13 protein-coding genes are annotated in these 16718 nt (G+C 68.1%); 9 read left to right on the forward strand and 4 right to left on the reverse strand.

Annotated features, from left to right (window positions below; all coding sequences use genetic code 11):
• Positions 1 to 81: 81 nt before the first annotated feature.
• The 3 genes from AC3WLF_RS03175 to tldD all read left to right on the forward strand — a co-directional run bounded on the left by AC3WLF_RS03175 (position 82) and on the right by tldD (position 6765).
• Positions 82 to 4350, forward strand: coding sequence for a YhdP family protein (locus AC3WLF_RS03175; protein WP_492357823.1), 4269 nt, complete (start codon positions 82 to 84; stop codon positions 4348 to 4350).
• 23 nt (positions 4351 to 4373) lie between these two features.
• On the forward strand, positions 4374 to 5204 hold the full coding sequence (locus AC3WLF_RS03180; protein WP_492357824.1) for a carbon-nitrogen hydrolase family protein: 831 nt from the start codon (positions 4374 to 4376) through the stop codon (positions 5202 to 5204).
• 100 nt (positions 5205 to 5304) lie between these two features.
• Positions 5305 to 6765 carry a metalloprotease TldD gene (gene tldD, locus AC3WLF_RS03185; protein WP_492357825.1) on the forward strand — a complete coding sequence of 487 codons (1461 nt, stop codon included), beginning with the start codon at positions 5305 to 5307 and terminating at the stop codon, positions 6763 to 6765.
• A 61-nt stretch (positions 6766 to 6826) separates the two neighbouring features.
• Here the strand turns inward: tldD and AC3WLF_RS03190 are convergent, their stop codons facing one another.
• Positions 6827 to 7882 (reverse strand): class I SAM-dependent methyltransferase, encoded by a 1056-nt coding sequence (locus AC3WLF_RS03190; protein WP_492320876.1) that lies wholly within the window; start codon positions 7880 to 7882, stop codon positions 6827 to 6829.
• A gap of 513 nt (positions 7883 to 8395) precedes the next feature.
• Between AC3WLF_RS03190 and aroG the strand changes: the two genes are divergently transcribed.
• Complete coding sequence (gene aroG / locus AC3WLF_RS03195) at positions 8396 to 9475, forward strand: 3-deoxy-7-phosphoheptulonate synthase AroG (protein WP_492357826.1); 1080 nt, start codon at positions 8396 to 8398, stop codon at positions 9473 to 9475.
• Between the two features lie 100 nt (positions 9476 to 9575).
• Here the strand turns inward: aroG and AC3WLF_RS03200 are convergent, their stop codons facing one another.
• Both AC3WLF_RS03200 and AC3WLF_RS03205 read right to left on the reverse strand, forming a co-directional pair.
• Positions 9576 to 9974 carry a c-type cytochrome gene (locus tag AC3WLF_RS03200; RefSeq protein ID WP_010809063.1) on the reverse strand — a complete coding sequence of 133 codons (399 nt, stop codon included), beginning with the start codon at positions 9972 to 9974 and terminating at the stop codon, positions 9576 to 9578.
• A gap of 10 nt (positions 9975 to 9984) precedes the next feature.
• Complete coding sequence (locus tag AC3WLF_RS03205) at positions 9985 to 10332, reverse strand: c-type cytochrome (protein WP_010809064.1); 348 nt, start codon at positions 10330 to 10332, stop codon at positions 9985 to 9987.
• 540 nt (positions 10333 to 10872) lie between these two features.
• Between AC3WLF_RS03205 and AC3WLF_RS03210 the strand changes: the two genes are divergently transcribed.
• The 3 genes from AC3WLF_RS03210 to AC3WLF_RS03220 are packed head-to-tail and all read left to right on the forward strand — an operon-like array spanning position 10873 to position 13574.
• Complete coding sequence (locus AC3WLF_RS03210; RefSeq protein WP_492357827.1) at positions 10873 to 11763, forward strand: AAA family ATPase; 891 nt, start codon at positions 10873 to 10875, stop codon at positions 11761 to 11763.
• Between the two features lie 13 nt (positions 11764 to 11776).
• Positions 11777 to 12370 (forward strand): GNAT family N-acetyltransferase, encoded by a 594-nt coding sequence (locus AC3WLF_RS03215; RefSeq protein WP_492320879.1) that lies wholly within the window; start codon positions 11777 to 11779, stop codon positions 12368 to 12370.
• 28 nt (positions 12371 to 12398) lie between these two features.
• Complete coding sequence (locus AC3WLF_RS03220; protein WP_010809067.1) at positions 12399 to 13574, forward strand: vWA domain-containing protein; 1176 nt, start codon at positions 12399 to 12401, stop codon at positions 13572 to 13574.
• A gap of 67 nt (positions 13575 to 13641) precedes the next feature.
• Here AC3WLF_RS03220 and AC3WLF_RS03225 read toward each other — a convergent pair whose 3' ends face one another.
• Positions 13642 to 14550, reverse strand: coding sequence for a LysR substrate-binding domain-containing protein (locus AC3WLF_RS03225; RefSeq protein WP_492320880.1), 909 nt, complete (start codon positions 14548 to 14550; stop codon positions 13642 to 13644).
• 124 nt (positions 14551 to 14674) lie between these two features.
• Here AC3WLF_RS03225 and AC3WLF_RS03230 point away from each other — a divergent pair, with 124 nt between their 5' ends.
• Positions 14675 to 15661, forward strand: coding sequence for a tripartite tricarboxylate transporter substrate binding protein BugE (locus AC3WLF_RS03230; RefSeq protein ID WP_492320881.1), 987 nt, complete (start codon positions 14675 to 14677; stop codon positions 15659 to 15661).
• Between the two features lie 15 nt (positions 15662 to 15676).
• Positions 15677 to 16564: an N-formylglutamate amidohydrolase gene (locus tag AC3WLF_RS03235; protein WP_010809074.1), complete on the forward strand. Its 888-nt coding sequence runs from the start codon at positions 15677 to 15679 to the stop codon at positions 16562 to 16564.
• The last annotated feature ends 154 nt before the right edge of the window (positions 16565 to 16718 follow it).

The following is a 16718-nucleotide window of genomic DNA, read 5'->3' on the forward strand; positions in this document are numbered from 1 at the left end:
GTGCGCGCAGCTTGCGCGTTCTTGTTTCAGCCGGCCGGGCACCAGATTGGAGAGCGGCTAGTATTGTCGGATAATCTGCGCATGTCCAGCCGCGCCCCACAACCCGCTGATGGTTCCCCCCCCAATGGCGGCGCGGGCGGGCAGGACGCCGCCTCCACCCTGGCCCCGCCACACCCCGTGAATCCCCCGGCCAACGATGCCACCAGCGCCCGGCGCAACGATTCCGCCGGCGCGTTCCTGCGCGCCTGCACGCGCGGCGTGGCGGCAGCCGTGCGCCACCCGTTCTGGCGCGGGCTGGGCCGCGCGCTGGTGCGGCTGGCGCTGGTGCTGGCCGCGCTGGCGCTGGTGGCGGGCCTGCTGATCCGCTTCGTGCTGTGGCCGCAGGCGTCCACCGCGCGCCAGTGGCTGGAAGAACGCGGCTCGGTGGCGCTGTCGGCCAAGGTCAGCATCGGCGCGCTCGATACCTACTGGGACGGCTGGCACCCGGCCTTCCGCGCCCGCGGCCTGCGCGCCGTGGACCGCGAACAGCGCGTGCTGCTTGCGGCCGCCACGCTCGACGGCAAGCTGGCGTGGCGCTCGCTGTTCAGCATGAACCTGCAGTTCGTCAGCCTGGGCGCGACCGGCACCGACATCCTGGTGCGGCGCACGCCCGAGGGCCGGCTGCTGGTCGGCGGCATGCTGGTGGACGCGACCGGCGGCCAGCAGGACGACGATCGCTTCCTGGGCTGGCTGATGTCGCAGGGGCGCGTGGCGCTGTCCGACGGCAAGCTGCGCTGGCTGGACGAGAAGGCACGCCTGCCCCGGCTCGATATCGGCGAGATCCGCCTCGACACCCGCCGCGACGGCGCGCGCCATACGGTGACGCTGGAAGCGCGCTCGCCGGCGCTGGGCCCGAGCCCGCTGGTGGTGCAGTCCTCCTTCAGCAACGACTACCTGCACAGCGCCGGCAACTGGCGCTACTGGACCGGGCAGGCCAGCTGGGACCTCGGCCAGCTGCAGCTGCCGGTGCTGCAGCGCTACCTGGCGATATTCGAGCGCGCCGCCAGCGGCACCTTCAGCACCGACGGCAGCATTGAATTCCGCCAGGGCCGCATCGTGCGCAGCCAGACCCGGCTGCGCGCCAGCGGCGTCGACCTGCAGCTGGCCGGCGCCTCCGCCCCGCTGCGCCTGGCCAATGCGCAGGCCTTCCTGCTGCACCGGACCGAACGCGACGGCAGCAACCTGCTGACCGTCGACACCCTGCTCTGGCAACCCCAGCCCGCCAGCGACGACGAGGGCACCCCCGCCGACAGCACCTGGCGCGAAGGCATGCGCAAGGTCACCCTCGGCTGGGCCACCGGCAAGGACGGCACCCTGCGCAAGTTCTCGCTGAAAGCGCCCACGCTGGACCTGAACACGGTGCGCGCGGCGGCCAGCTCGATGCCGCTGGACACCGCGGTGCTGCGCCGGCTGCGCGCGCTGCAGCCGGCGGGCCACATCGACAACCTCAACGTGAGCTGGAGCCGCGAGCGCGCGGGCATGCTCGAGCGTGGCGGCGGCAGGCCTCTCTACAGCGTGCAGGGCACGCTGCGCGACGTCTCGGTCAACGGCCAGCCGGCCGTGCCCGCGGTGGACGCCAGCGGCCACCCGCGCCTGGGCACGCCTGGCTTCTCGCACCTGTCCGGCACCTTCTCCTTCGATGACCAGCAGGGCAATGCCCGCTTCGAAGGCAACGGCGCGGCGCTGGTGCTGCCTGGCCTGTTCGAGGAGCCGCGGCTGCCGTTCGACCAGATCGGCGGCGAAGTGCGCTGGACCCATGCCGGCGGCAAGCTCGCGGTCACGCTGGACGGCGTGCGCTTTGCCAATGCCGATGCGGCCGGCTCGGTGCGCGGCACCTGGCGCGCAGGCGGCGACGGTGTCTCCGGCATCGCCGACCTGAGCGGCGACATGACCCGCGCCCAGGTGGCGCGCGTGCCGCGTTACCTGCCGCTGAGCATTCCGGCCGGCACCCGGCACTACCTGGCCGGCGCGCTGGCGGGTGGCGAAGCTGCCGGCGTGAGCTTCGTGCTGCGCGGCGACCTGGCGCATTTCCCGTTCCATGCCCCGCACGAGAAGGCCGGCGAGTTCCGTGTCGAGGTGCCGATCGAACACGTCAGCTACCAGATCGCCCCGCACCAGACCGCAAGCGGCACCACCACCGGCGCGCAGGCATGGCCGACCTTCACCGAGATTGCCGGGCGGGTCGTGTTCGACCGCGGCGGCATGACGTTCCTGGCGAGCCGGGCCACGGTCCACGATATCCCTGGCGTCACGCTGCTGGACGTCAAGGGCCGCATCGACGACCTTGGCCCGCGCGGCAAGCTGATGATCGACGGCGGCGCCAGCGGACCGGTACAGGGCTTCCTGCGCTACATCAACGCTTCGCCGGTGCGCGAATGGACCGGGCACGTGGCCGATGCGGCGCAGGCCCACGGCAACGGCGAACTCAGGCTCAAGCTCGACATGCCGCTGGAACACGCCGATGCCGCCAAGGTGGAGGGCCGCTTTCGCTTCCCCGGCAACGATGTCGTGCTCAGCCCGCAGCTGCCGCAACTGGGCCACGCCAACGGCACCATCACGTTCAATGAACACGGTTTCGGGCTGGAGAACATGCGGGCCCGCTTCCTCGGTGGCGAGATCCGGCTCGGCGGCGGCACCCAGCCTGACGGCGCCACGCACGTCACCGCCAGCGGCAGCGTATCGGCCGCCGGGCTGCGCGAGGCCGCCGCGGGCTCGGCGCTGGCGCCGGTGGCCGCGCGGCTCGAAGGCAGTACCAGCTACAGCGCCGTGATCGCCACGCGCGAGCACCAGCTGCAGGTGCAGCTGAGCTCCGAACTGAATGGCATGGCGATCGGCCTGCCCGCGCCCCTGGCCAAGGCTGCAGCGCAAGACCTGGCGCTGCGCGCGGACCTGCGCCCGGCCAGCGCCCCGGGCCGCGCCGGCACCAGCGAGCTGGTGCTGCAGCTGGGCCATGCGCTGAACGCGCGCTACCTGCTGCGCCGTGACCAGGGCGGCGGCATCGACGTGCTCGCCGGCGCCATCGGCGTGCAGCAGGCGGCGCCGCCGCCCGTGGCCGGCGTCAGCGCCGCGGCCACCTTCGACCAGCTCGATATCGATGCGTGGCGGGCGGCCTTCGGCGGCGGTGCCGGCAGCGCGGGCCCCGCCGAAGCGCCCTCGCCCTTCCTGCCTGGCCGCATTGCGCTGCGCGCGCGCGCACTGCACGCCATGGGCCGCAAGCTCGATGAGGTGGTGCTCGACGCCAACCGCGAGGCCGGCGGCTGGAACGCCAAGATCGACTCGCGCCAGGTGGCCGGCGCGGTGCAGTGGCGTCCGGCCGGGCCCTCGGCCACCGGCTCGCTGCAACTGCGCCTGGCGCGCCTGAACGTGCCCGATGCGAGCGACGAGCACAACGTGGTGGACGCGCTTGCCAGCAGCATCGACGAGCTGCCCGCGATCGACCTGGTGGCCGACCAGTTCATGCTGCGCGGGCATGACTTCGGCAAGCTTGAAGTCAAGGCCCATACCGGCACCAGCGCTGCCGACCCGGTCTGGACCCTGGACAAGCTGCAGATTGAGCAGCCCGGCGCCACCCTGACCGGCAGCGGCAGCTGGCGCGTGCCGCGCCGGCTGCGCGCCGACGCCAATGCCGAGCGCCGCACCCTGTTGTCCTTCAGCATCGATGTGCGCGATGCCGGCGCCACGCTCGACCGCCTGGGGCTGGCACACACGCTGAGCGACGGCAAGGGCAAGCTCGAAGGCCGCGTGGCCTGGCGCGGCTCGCCGCTGTCGATCGACTACCCGACGCTGTCCGGCAAGCTGTCGCTGGACCTGGAGAATGGCCAGATCCTGAGCGTGGACCCCGGCGCGGCGCGGCTGCTGGGCGTGCTCAGCCTGCAGGGCCTGCTGCGCTTTGCCACGCTGGACTTCCGCACCCTGTCAGGCCGCGGGCTGGTGTTCGACCGCATTGCCGGCACCGGCACGATCGAGAGCGGCGTCGGCACGATCCAGGACTTCGAGCTCAGGAGCCCGCAGATCATCGCCAGCATGAGCGGCACCGCCAACCTGCTGCGCGAGACCCAGGACCTGCGCGTGGATGTGGTGCCGCGCATCAACGCCACCTCCACCTCGATCGCGGCCGCCTTTATCAACCCGGTGCTGGGCATCGGCACGCTGGCCGCGCAACTGCTGTTTGCCGACGAGTTCTCCAAGGTGTTCACCCAGCACTACCGCATCAGCGGCAGCTGGGCCAACCCGCAGATCGGCAAACTGGAGGACAATAAGGCGCAAGCCCCGACCTTCCAGAACCGCGCGGACCCCGCCCTCCCGCGCTGAGGAAAACAACGCCCGCCCCGCCTATGACTGCACCCGCCGCCTCCGCCCCGTTCCGCGTTGCCGCCGTCCAGACCGTGACCGGCACCTCGCTCGATGCCAACCTGGCGCGCGCCGACGCGCTGATCACCGAGGCCGCAGCCGGCGGCGCGGCACTGGTGCTGCTGCCCGAATACTTCTGCATGATGGGCCGCTCCGAAGCGGACAAGGTGGCCGTGCGCGAGCACGACGGCGACGGCCCGGTGCAGCAGTTCCTGGCCGATGCGGCACGCCGCCACGGCATCTGGCTGGTCGGCGGCACGCTGCCGATGTGGTGCGACGACCCGGCGCGCGTGTACAACACCTCGCTCGCCTTCAATCCGCGCGGCGAGCGCGTGGCGCGCTATGACAAGATCCACCTGTTCGGCTTCACCCGCGGCACTGAGAGCTACGACGAGTCGCGCACCATCCTGGCCGGGCGCACGCCGGTCAGCTTCGACGCGCCCTGCGGCCGGGTGGCGATGTCGGTGTGCTACGACCTGCGCTTCCCCGAGCTTTACCGCGGGCTGGCCGCCGGCGACGGCACCAGCTTGATTCTGATGCCGGCCGCCTTCACCTACACCACGGGGCAGGCGCACTGGGAGATCCTGCTGCGCGCCCGCGCCATTGAAAACCAATGTTATGTGCTGGCCGCGGCACAGGGCGGCAAGCATGAGAACGGCCGGCGCACCTGGGGCCATTCGATGCTGGTCGATCCGTGGGGCGAGGTGCTGGCAACGCTGCCTGAGGGCGAAGGCGTGGTCGGCGGCGTGATTGATCCCGCGCGCCTGGCCGAGGTCCGGCAGAACCTGCCGGCACTGCGACACCGGGTGCTGTAGCATGTACGCAACCGCGGGGGCCGCCACTGGCGCCCGCCCAGAGAATTTTTTGCCGCGCCGGCCGCAAGCCGGTGCGTCCCCAGGAAGAAAAGGACATCTCATGAACGCCGGCGATCTCGGAATCCGCAACCTGGCCACCGCGCAGCAACTGCTGCTGGCACCGTACGGCCTGGACGAGGCCAAGCTCCAGCGCGTGCTGGCCGATATCTTCACGCACAAGGTCAACTATGCCGACCTGTATTTCCAGTACACCCGCAACGAGGCCTGGAGCCTGGAAGAAGGCATCGTCAAGTCGGGCAGCTTCAGCATCGACCAGGGTGTGGGCGTGCGCGCGGTCTCGGGCGACCGCACCGCCTTCGCCTATTCGGACGACATCAGCCTGGCGGCGCTGTCGCAGGCCGCGGCGGCCACGCGCACCATCGGCCGTGCCGGCAACGGCCGCGTCAAGGTGGCCGGCGAGCTGGCCACGCACGCCGGGCGCAACCTGTACGCGCCCAACGACCCGCTCGACTCCATGAGCGCGGCCGAGAAGGTGGCGCTGCTTGAGCGCGTCGAGCGCATGGCGCGCGCCAAGGATCCGCGCGTGGTGCAGGTGATGGCAGGCCTGGCCGGCGAATACGACGTGGTGCTGGTGGCGCGCAGCGACGGCGTGATCGCCGCCGACGTGCGTCCGCTGGTGCGGGTCTCGGTCACGGTGATCGCCGAACACGGCGGGCGCCGCGAGGTCGGCTCTTCCGGCGGCGGCGGCCGCTATGCCTATGGCTACTTCACCGACGAGCTGCTGCAGAAGTATGTGGACGAGGCCGTCTCTTCGGCCCTGGTCAACCTGGACGCGCGCCCGGCCCCGGCCGGCTCGATGACCGTGGTGCTGGGCCCGGGCTGGCCCGGCGTGCTGCTGCATGAAGCCGTCGGCCACGGCCTGGAGGGCGACTTCAACCGCAAGGGCTCGTCGGCCTTTGCCGGCCGCATGGGCGAACGCGTCGCGGCCAAGGGCGTGACCGTGGTCGACGACGGCACGCTGGCCAACCGCCGCGGCTCGCTCAACCTGGACGACGAAGGCAACCCGACCCAGTGCACCACGCTGATCGAGGACGGCATCCTGCGCGGCTATATCCAGGACACGCTCAACGCGCGCCTGATGAAGATGCCGGTCACCGGCAACGCGCGCCGCGAAAGCTATGCCGCGCTGCCGATGCCGCGCATGACCAACACCTACATGCTCAACGGCGACAGGGATCCGCAGGAGATCATCGCCAGCGTCAAGCGCGGCCTGTATGCGGTCAACTTCGGCGGCGGCCAGGTGGACATCACCAACGGCAAGTTCGTGTTCTCGGCGAGCGAGGCCTACATGATCGAGGACGGCAAGATCACCTACCCGGTCAAGGGCGCGACGCTGGTCGGCAACGGCCCGGAATCGCTGAAGGATGTCACCATGATCGGCAACGACATGCGCCTGGACTCGGGCGTCGGCGTGTGCGGCAAGGAAGGCCAGAGCGTGCCGGTGGGCGTGGGCCAGCCGACGCTGCGCATCGAGAACATGACGGTGGGCGGCACCGCCTGACCAGCGGCGATGACGAAGACGGGACCCTGCGGGGTCCCGTTTTTCATGGAATCGCCCAACCTTACGGCCGCACTTCATACACCAGGTTGAACGGCGTCTGCGCCGCGCGGCGGAAACTGCTGAAGCCGGCCTGCTCAACCACTGCGCGCATGCGCGCCTCGCCCGCCTGCGCGCCCAGGCACAGGCCGACTTCCTGCGCGCGCGACGCCGGCGTGCAGATGAAGGTGGACGCGGAATAGAACACCCGGCCCAGCGGGTTCAGGTTCTGCTCCAGCGTGTCGTTGGCAAACGGTTCCACGATCATCCAGGCGCCATCGGCACGCAGGGTCTCGCGCACGTGGCGCGCCGCGCCGACCGGATCGCCCATGTCGTGCAGGCAGTCGAACACCGTCACCAGGTCATAGTCCTTGCCGTCGTAGTCCTTGGCGGTGGCCACTTCGAAGCGCACGCGCTCGGCCACGCCGGCGCGGCGCGCGGCTTCGGCGGCATGGCGCACCGAAGGCTCGTGGTAGTCGAAACCGACAAAGCGCGAGGCCGGATACGCCTGCGCCATGATGATGGTCGACGCGCCGTGGCCGCAGCCCACGTCCGCCACCGATGCGCCCGCCTTGAGCCGCGCCTCGATGCCGTCCAGCGCGGGAATCCATTCGGAGACCAGGTGCGCCGCGTAGCCGGGCCGGAAGAAGCGCTCGGTGCCGTGGAACAGCGCGGGATCGTGCTCGTGCCAGCCCAGCCCGCGGCCGTTGCGGAAGATATCGATCACCTTCGGGATGGCGCGGAACTGCGCCACCGCGATCTGGAACGCGCCCGGGATAAATGCGAGGCTGCCCTCCTGCGCCAGCGCATAGGCCTGCTCTTCGTTCAGGCTGAACTGCCCGGTGGCCGGGTCATAGTCGACGTAGCCGCTGGCCGCCTGTGCCGACAGCCATTCGCGCAGGTAGCGCACGTCGGTATGGGTCTTTGCCGCCAGCACTTCGGCGGTCATTGCTTTTTCCGCCATGGCCTTGTACAGGCCGAGTTCATCGCCCACCACCACGGTCGCGGCATGCATCACCGCGCCGATATCGTTGACGAATTTTTCCATGAAGGCATTCAGCCTCGCTTCATCGACGCTCATGATGCACCTCCCCGTGCTCACTGCTCCCCGGTTCCAATATAGCCCCCGGTCATGTCGGGGAAAGCCGAAAAGCAGCGGCGGGGCAAGGCTTGCGCGGCAAGACTGCAAGGCGCCAGGAGATCGGTGCGCCAGCACACCGCATGGCCTCGTCGACACTTGCCAACCCTGGCAAAAGGCGCTATAAAGATGCTTCGCCGCGCGACAGGCAACTGACGCACGCTGAAAATTGACCGGCCGGCGCGCAATTTCCTGCCTTTCTGCTACGCAGTGCAGCATAAATTCGGCGCCCACGACGATAATCGATTCAAGCTGACCCAAGCCAAAGCCTTTTTCCGCCATGTCCGCTAAGTTTTACTTTTACTTTTTTAGCGATCTCACACCGCTGGCGGATAGGGAGGGACGGCTGTAAGCAGCGCCCCGAATACAAAAAAAACCGCCAGCGACCCTGGCGGTTTTTTTATACCTGTTTGTTTCCCCACCCACTCACGACCTCACAAGAATCCCGGAGCCATCATGCTGAAGAACACCGACGACCTGCGCATTCGCGAACTCAAGGAACTGCTGCCGCCCGCGCACCTGATCCGCGAGTTCGGCTGCTCCGAACAGGCTTCGGACGTGATCTACGGCGCGCGCCAGGCCATGCACCGCATCCTGCACGGCATGGATGACCGCCTGATCGTCATCATCGGCCCGTGCTCGATCCACGATACCCGCGCCGCGCTGGACTACGCCAAGCTGCTCAAGGTCCAGCGCGACCGCTTCGCCGGCGAGCTGGAAGTGGTGATGCGCGTGTACTTCGAGAAGCCGCGCACCACGGTGGGCTGGAAGGGGCTGATCAACGATCCGCACATGGATGGCAGCTTCAAGATCAACGATGGCCTGCGCACCGCGCGCGAACTGCTGCTGAACATCAGCGAGATGGGCGTGCCGACCGGCACCGAGTACCTCGACATGATCAGCCCGCAGTACATCGCCGACCTGGTCAGCTGGGGCGCGATCGGCGCCCGCACCACCGAGTCGCAGGTGCACCGCGAACTCGCCTCCGGGCTGTCGTGCCCGGTGGGCTTCAAGAACGGCACCGACGGCAACGTCAAGATCGCGGTCGATGCGATCAAGGCCGCGTCGCAGCCGCACCATTTCCTGTCGGTGACCAAGGGCGGCCACTCGGCGATCGTGTCGACCTCGGGCAACGAGGACTGCCACGTGATCCTGCGCGGCGGCAAGGCGCCCAACTACGACGCCGCCAGCGTGCAGGAAGCGTGCGACGCGATCGCCAAGGCCGGCCTGGCCTCGCGCCTGATGGTCGATGCCTCGCACGCCAACAGCAGCAAGCGGCATGAGAACCAGATCCCGGTGTGCGAAGACATCGGCCGCCAGATCGCCGGCGGCGACCAGCGCATCATCGGCGTGATGGTGGAATCGCACCTGGTGGCGGGCCGCCAGGACCACGTCCAGGGCCAGCCGGTCGAGGAACTGACCTACGGCCAGTCCGTGACCGATGCCTGCATCGGCTGGGACGACTCGGTCAAGGTGCTCGAGGGCCTGGCCGAGTCGGTGCGCCAGCGCCGGCTGGTGTCGGGCAGCGGCAACTGATAGCGCCGCGGGGCCCGGGCCCCGCGCTCGCGCATACAACAAAAAAGCCGCTTCCAGGGAAGCGGCTTTTCTGCACTGGCGCGGCGGCGGCCGCGCGTTCTTACTTCTTCAGCACCAGGTCGCCAGGCAGCGACTCGATGTAGGCGGCCATGTCCTTCAGCTCCTTGCGGGTGAACGGGCGCGGCTTGCCGTCCTTGTCGGTCACGGCCGGATTGGCGTTGACCTGGCCGGCCATGATGGCATTGGAGCGGCCCACCAGCGGGTTGCCCGACACCTGGTACGACGCCAGCGCGTGGTACAGGTAGTCGGCGTGCTGGCCCGCCAGCTTGGGGTAGTCCGGCGAGATCGGGGCGTTCATGCCCGCGCCGTGGCAGGCCACGCAGGCACCCTTTTCCACCAGCGCCTTGCCGGCGGCAAGGTCGGCGGCCGAGGCCGGCATCGCGGCAGCACCCAGCACGAGTGCGCCGAGCGCGAACGAAAGCGTCTTGAGCGTATTCATGTGGGGTCTCTTACTTGAGGGAATTGTTCTGCGTGCCGGCCTTCTGCTGCGAGTAGTAGGCCGCCACGTTGGCGATGTCCTGCTCGGTCAGCGTCGCGGCGATGCCGCGCATGGTCGGGTGCTTGCGCTCGCCCTTCTGGTAGGCCTTGAGCGCGTTCTCGATGTACTTGGCGCTCTGGCCGCCCAGCAGCGGCACTTCATAGATTTCGGGGAATGACGCACGGTAGCCCGGAATGCCGTGGCAGCCGATGCACATTGCAACCTTGTCCTTGGCAGCGTCTCCATTGCCCTTGACTTCCTGTGCCTGCGCGGCCGTTGCAGCCGCGCCCAGCACCACCATCGTGAGGAGCTTTTTCATTGTCTTTGCGGATTGGAAGTTAAACCGTGTGACCTGCCCTGCCGGGCGGAGACGGTTTCAGAATGCTGCTGCGGGGAAAACCAGGGCAGCCGGAGGGATTGCCGAGGTGCAACCCGCCAGACATGTCGCATCCGGTCTGTTGCCGGGATGTGGAACACCATTCTGGAACCACCTCTCGCAATCGCCGCGACCCGGAAGGGCCGCTGGGACTTCTGAACGCGGACTGCCGGATGCTGGGAGAACTGGACGTGGGGGCGCGTCAAACCGCCGCATTGTACCGCAGCCGGCACCTGCCAGTCCAGCAACCGGCCCGGGCCGCCGGTGGCCTGTCAGCGCGCCCCAACACGAACCGCAAAGGTCTTTTATACTGGCTGATCCCGGGAATCCGCACGACCGTTCGCGAATGCTGCCGCCAGCAGTGCGCGGGCGCCCTGCACCGGACCCTGTTTCCATAATGAAAGCGCGCATGACAGCGCGAAGAGACCGCGCCAAGCACGCCAACCCGGCCCTCGATCCGAGGCCGTCACCTCAGGTTGCCTCATGTCAAACATCGCCAACGCTTCCGCCCAAGCTTCCATCGCCCAGCAGGCCCGTTTCGAGGGCAGCGACCAGTATGTCGCCACCGACGACCTCAAGCTGGCCGTCAATGCCGCGCGCACGCTGCAGCGCCCGCTGCTGATCAAGGGCGAGCCCGGCACCGGCAAGACCATGCTGGCCGAGGAAGTCGCCGCCGCGCTGGGCATGCCGCTGCTGCAGTGGCATATCAAGTCGACCACCAAGGCGCAGCAGGGCCTGTACGAGTACGACGCGGTGTCGCGCCTGCGCGACTCGCAGCTGGGCGACGACCGCGTCCACGACATCCGCAACTACATCGTCAAGGGCGTGCTGTGGCAGGCCTTTGACGCCGACGAGCAGGTGGTTCTGCTGATCGACGAGATCGACAAGGCCGACATCGAATTCCCCAACGACCTGCTGCGCGAACTCGACCGCATGGAGTTCTACGTCTACGAGACGCGCGAACTGGTCAAGGCGAAGCACCGCCCGCTGGTGATCATCACCTCGAACAACGAGAAGGAGCTGCCCGACGCCTTCCTGCGCCGCTGCTTCTTCCACTACATCAAGTTCCCCGACGCCGACACCATGCAGCAGATCGTCGACGTGCACTACCCCGACATCAAGCGCGAGCTGGTCGCCGCCGCCCTGGAATCGTTCTACGAGATGCGCAACCTGCCGGGCCTGAAGAAGAAGCCGTCCACGTCCGAACTGATCGACTGGCTCAAGCTGCTGATGGCCGAGGACATCCCGCCCGAAGCACTGAAGAGCCCGGACAAGAAGGCCGCGATCCCGCCGCTGCATGGCGCGCTGCTGAAGAACGAGCAGGACGTGCACCTGTTCGAGCGCCTGGTGTTCATGAACCGCGCCAACCGCTGAGGCATTGCCCGCCATGACTGCGTTCGTCAAACCCGTCACGCTGGTGGGCCGGCACGTCACGCTGGAGCCGCTGCGCGCCGAGCATGCCGAGGGCCTGCGCAACGCCTGCGCCGACGGCGAGCTGTGGAAGCTCTGGTACACCAGCGTGCCCGCGCCCGAGCGCATGGAGGCCGAGATCGCGCGGCGCCTGGCGCTGCAGGAACAGGGCTCGATGCTGCCGTTCGCGGTGCGCGATGCCGCCGGCGAGCTGGCGGGCATGACCACCTACATGAATATCGACGCAGCCCACCGGCGTGTGGAGATCGGCTCCACCTGGTATGCGCGCCGCGTCCAGCGCACGCCGCTGAACACGGAGTGCAAGCTGATGCTGCTGGGCCATGCCTTCGACCATCTCGACTGCATCGCCGTGGAGTTCCGCACGCACTGGATGAACCAGCAGAGCCGCGCCGCCATCGCGCGCCTGGGCGCCAGGCAGGACGGCGTGCTGCGCAACCACCAGCGCATGCCGGACGGCTCGTTGCGCGACACCGTGGTGTTCTCGATCATCGCCAGCGAATGGCCGGCGGTGCGGCAACACCTGCAATTCCAGCTCGACCGTCCGCGCTGAAGCGGCCGCCGACTGATAGCGAGGCATCATGCTGATCGATTTCTTCTTCTCGCTGCGCCACGCCAAGCTGCCGGTCTCGGTCAAGGAATACCTGACCATGCTGGAAGCGCTCAAGGCGCAGGTCATCTCGCCGTCCATCGACGAGTTCTACTACCTGTCGCGCATGACGCTGGTCAAGGACGAGAAGCACTTCGACAAGTTCGACCAGACCTTCGCCGCCTACTTCAAGGGCGTCGAGAGCCTGGTCGACTGGAAGTCCGACATCCCGCTCGACTGGCTGCAGAAGACGCTGGAGCGCGAACTCTCGCCCGAGGAAAAAGCCAAGATCGAGGCCATGGGCGGCCTCGACAAGCTGATGGAGCGCCTCAAGCAGCTGCTCGAGGAGCAGAAGGAAAAGCACGAGGGCGGCAACAAGTGGATCGGCACCGGCGGCACCTCGCCGTTCGGCCACGGCGGCTACAACCCCGAGGGCATCCGCATCGGCGGCCCGTCCAAGGGCAACCGCACCGCGATCAAGGTGTGGGAGACGCGCGCCTACAAGGACTATGACGACCAGGTCGAACTGGGCACGCGCAATATCAAGGTGGCGCTGCGCCGGCTGCGCCGCTTCGCGCGCGAAGGCGCCGACACCGAGCTGGACCTGGACGACACCATCCACTCCACCGCGGCCAACGCCGGCCTGCTCGACATCAAGCTGCGGCCCGAGCGCCACAACAAGGTCAAGGTGCTGATGCTGATGGACGTGGGCGGCTCGATGGACGACCACATCAAGCGCGTGGAAGAGCTGTTCTCGGCCACCAAGACTGAGTTCAAGCACCTGGAGTACTACTACTTCCACAACTGCCTGTACGACTACGTGTGGAAGAACAACCGCCGCCGCCACGCCGAGAAGCTGGCCACGTGGGACCTGCTGCACAAGTACACGCCCGACTACAAGATCATCTTCGTCGGCGACGCCACCATGAGCCCGTACGAGATCCTGCAGCCGGGCGGCTCGGTGGAGTACAACAACACCGAAGCCGGCGCGGTCTGGCTGAACCGGATGACCGAGCAGTTCCCGCACTTCGTCTGGCTCAACCCCGAGCCGGAAGGGCTGTGGCAGTACCGGCAGTCGATCACGGTCATCAACCAGCTGATGAAGGGACGGATGTATCCGGTGACGCTGGCCGGGCTGGAACAGGCGATGAAGGTGTTGTCGAAGTAAGGCAGCGCTGGCTGCTGAAGCGCGCAAGGGGCGGCATCGAGATGCCGCCCTTTTTTGTGCTCCGGCCTCAGCCCGGCCGCGCCAGGTCGGCTCCTTCCATCACCCATGCGCGGAACGTGCGCAGCGCCGGCAGGTGCTGCTTCTGCTCCGGATAGCACAGGTAATAGCCCTTCTTGGCCAGCACCTGGGCCGGATGCGCCACCACCAGCGCCCCTGTGGCCAGCTCTTCCTCGATCAGGCAGCGCGGGATCAGCGCGATGCCCAGACCCGACAGCGCGGCCTGCGTGAGCAGCGAGAACTGGTCGAAGCGCGCGCCGCTCCAGGCCTCGCGGGTCGGCACGCCCAGCGTGGCGAACCAGTCGGGCCAGGCTTCGGGCACGGTGGTGTGATGCAGCAGCGGATAGCGCAGCAAGGCAGCGGGCGTGGGCGCCACGCCGCCGGGCTCGGACGCCAGCAGGCCCGGGCGGCACACTGGCAGCACCTCGCGCCCGGTCATGTAGTCGGCCAGGCTGCCGGGCCAGACGCCGTCGCCGAAGCGGATCGCGGCGTCCAGGTCCGGCTCGGAAAAATCGTAGCCCTGCGCGTGCGGCACGAATTCCAGCTTCACCTCCGGATGGCGCGCGAAGAACTGCGGCAGGCGCGGAATCAGCCACTTGGCGCCCAGCGTCGGCATGCTGGCGATATGCAGCACGCCGCCCCGCCCCTGCCGCGCCATCAGCTCGACGGTGGCGGCCTCCAGCTCGTTCAGGCTGGGGCCGATGCGCTCCAGGTAGCGCTCGCCCGCGGTGGTCAGCATCAGGCGCTGGCGCACGCGCTGGAACAGCTCCACGCCCAGGTAAGCCTCCAGGCTGCGCACCTGCTTGCTGACCGCGCCTTGCGTGACATGCAGTTCACGCGCGGCTACGGTAAAACTGTTATGGCGTGCCGCGGCCTCAAAGGCCTGCAACTCGGTCAGCGACGGACATAAGCGTCGCATAAATCACCTCTACTTCACGACCAAATGGAATGAGCTAAGGATTTTATTTCGTTTGCGGCGCGCTTGCTCGGGCGCGCAGAATCGTGAAATCCACTTTATTCCTCCCCTCGCCCTGGATCCCCCCATGCAACGTCGCCATCTTCTCCGCCTCCTGGCCGCCGCTTCGGCCGCCGCCGCTGCCGGCATCTCCTTCAGCGCCATGGCCCAGGCCGGCTATCCGACCAAGCCGATCACGCTGGTGGTGCCCTTCCCCGCCGGCGGCACCACCGACATCGTCGCGCGCATCGTCGCCGACAAGCTCGGCCAGCAACTGGGCCAGGCCGTGGTGGTTGACAACCGCGGCGGCGCCGGCGGCAGCATCGGCACCGCTTTCCTGTCCAAGGCGGCGCCGGACGGCTACACGCTGGGCATTGCCACGGCCTCGACCCATGGCATCAATCCGGCGGTCTACCCGCGCCTGTCCTACGATGCAACCAAGGACTTCACCACCATCACCAACCTGGCCTCGGTGCCCAACGTGATGAGCATCAACCCGGCGGTCAAGGCCACCGACATGAAGTCCTTCATCGCGCTGGCGCAGTCGCAGCCCAACAAGCTGGCCTATGGCTCGGCGGGCAACGGCAGCGTCTCGCACATGATGGGGGAACTGTTCAAGATGAGCAGCAAGACCGAACTGCTGCACGTGCCCTACAAGGGCGTGGGCCCGGCGCTGAACGACGCGCTGGCCGGCCAGGTGCAGGTGCTGTTCGACAACCTGCCGTCGTCGCTGCCGTTCATTGAAGGCGGCAAGCTGCGTGCGCTCGCCGTGGCAGCGCCCAAGCGCGTGGCCGCGCTGCCCAACGTGCCGACCTTCGCCGAACTGGGCCTGGGCGAAGTCAACGACGCCGCCTGGTTCGGCCTGATCGCGCCGGCCAACCTGCCGGCGGATATCCAGACCAGGCTCCACACCGCCGCGGTCAAGGTGCTGGCACTGCCGGAAGTGAAGGCCAAGCTCGAGAAGCTGGGCGCGACCCCGGTAGGCGATACGCCGGCGCACTTTGCCGCCCAGATCAAGAGCGAAGTGGCCAAGAACAAGCGCGTGGCCGCCGCCGCCAAGATCTCGCTCGACTGACTTTACGGCAACACCATGACCGACACCGACCGAACCACCGCGGACAGTCCGTTCTACCTGTACCAGCCCGAGGGCGAGCCCGCCGCGCTGTTCCTGGACTCGCCGCACAGCGCGACGACCTACCCGACGGACTTCCGCCCCGACCCCGCGCTGCCGCTGCCGCTGCTGCGCCAGGCCGAAGACACCTTTGTCGACGAACTCTACGCCGGCGCCCCGGCGCGCGGCATCGCGCTGCTGTGCGCGGGCTTCCCGCGCAGCTACCTGGACGCCAACCGCGCGCTGGAAGAAATCGACGAAGCCCTGCTCGACGCTCCCTGGCCCGGCGCCAGGCAGGAGACCGCCAAGACCCGGCTGGGCAAGGGCCTGGTCTGGCGGGTGCTGGACACCGGCGAGGCCATCTACGACCGCAAGCTGAGCGTGGAAGAAGTGCAGGCGCGCATCAACCGCTGCTACCTGCCCTATTACGCGCAGCTGCAGAAGCTGGCCGACCGCGCCGTGGCCAGCCACGGCAGCGCCTGGCATATCAACTGCCATTCGATGCCGAGCCACGCCGCGCCATTCGCCACCGAGTTCCCGGGGCTGGAGCATCCGGATTTCGTGGTCGGCGACCGCGACGGCACCACCTGCGACAAGCGCTTCACCGACCGGGTCGAGGGCGTGCTCAAGGAGATGGGCTACGACGTCTGGCGCAACCACCCGTACAAGGGCGTGGAGATCGTGCGCGTGGTGGGCCAGCCCCAGGCCGGCTGCCACAGCCTGCAGCTGGAGGTCAACCGCAAGCTCTACATGGACGAGGTGGGCCTCACGCATACCGCGGGCTTTGCCAGGCTGCGCCATGACCTGAACCTGCTGCTCGACGAGCTGCTGCGCTTTACGCGCTCGATGCCGTCGCGCGTGGCCTGACCCGGGCCGGGGCTGCGCCACGCAGCCCCGCATAAGCTGCGGGTTCACCGCAGTTGTGCGAAACAGGGGATTCCTGCTAGCGCACAAGTCACTTGTTGCACGACATCATGCGTTAGAAGAATGGGTAACAAGATTTAGGAACTTTGTCAGATAG

Source organism: Cupriavidus sp. FW306-01-F10A, assembly GCF_058782785.1.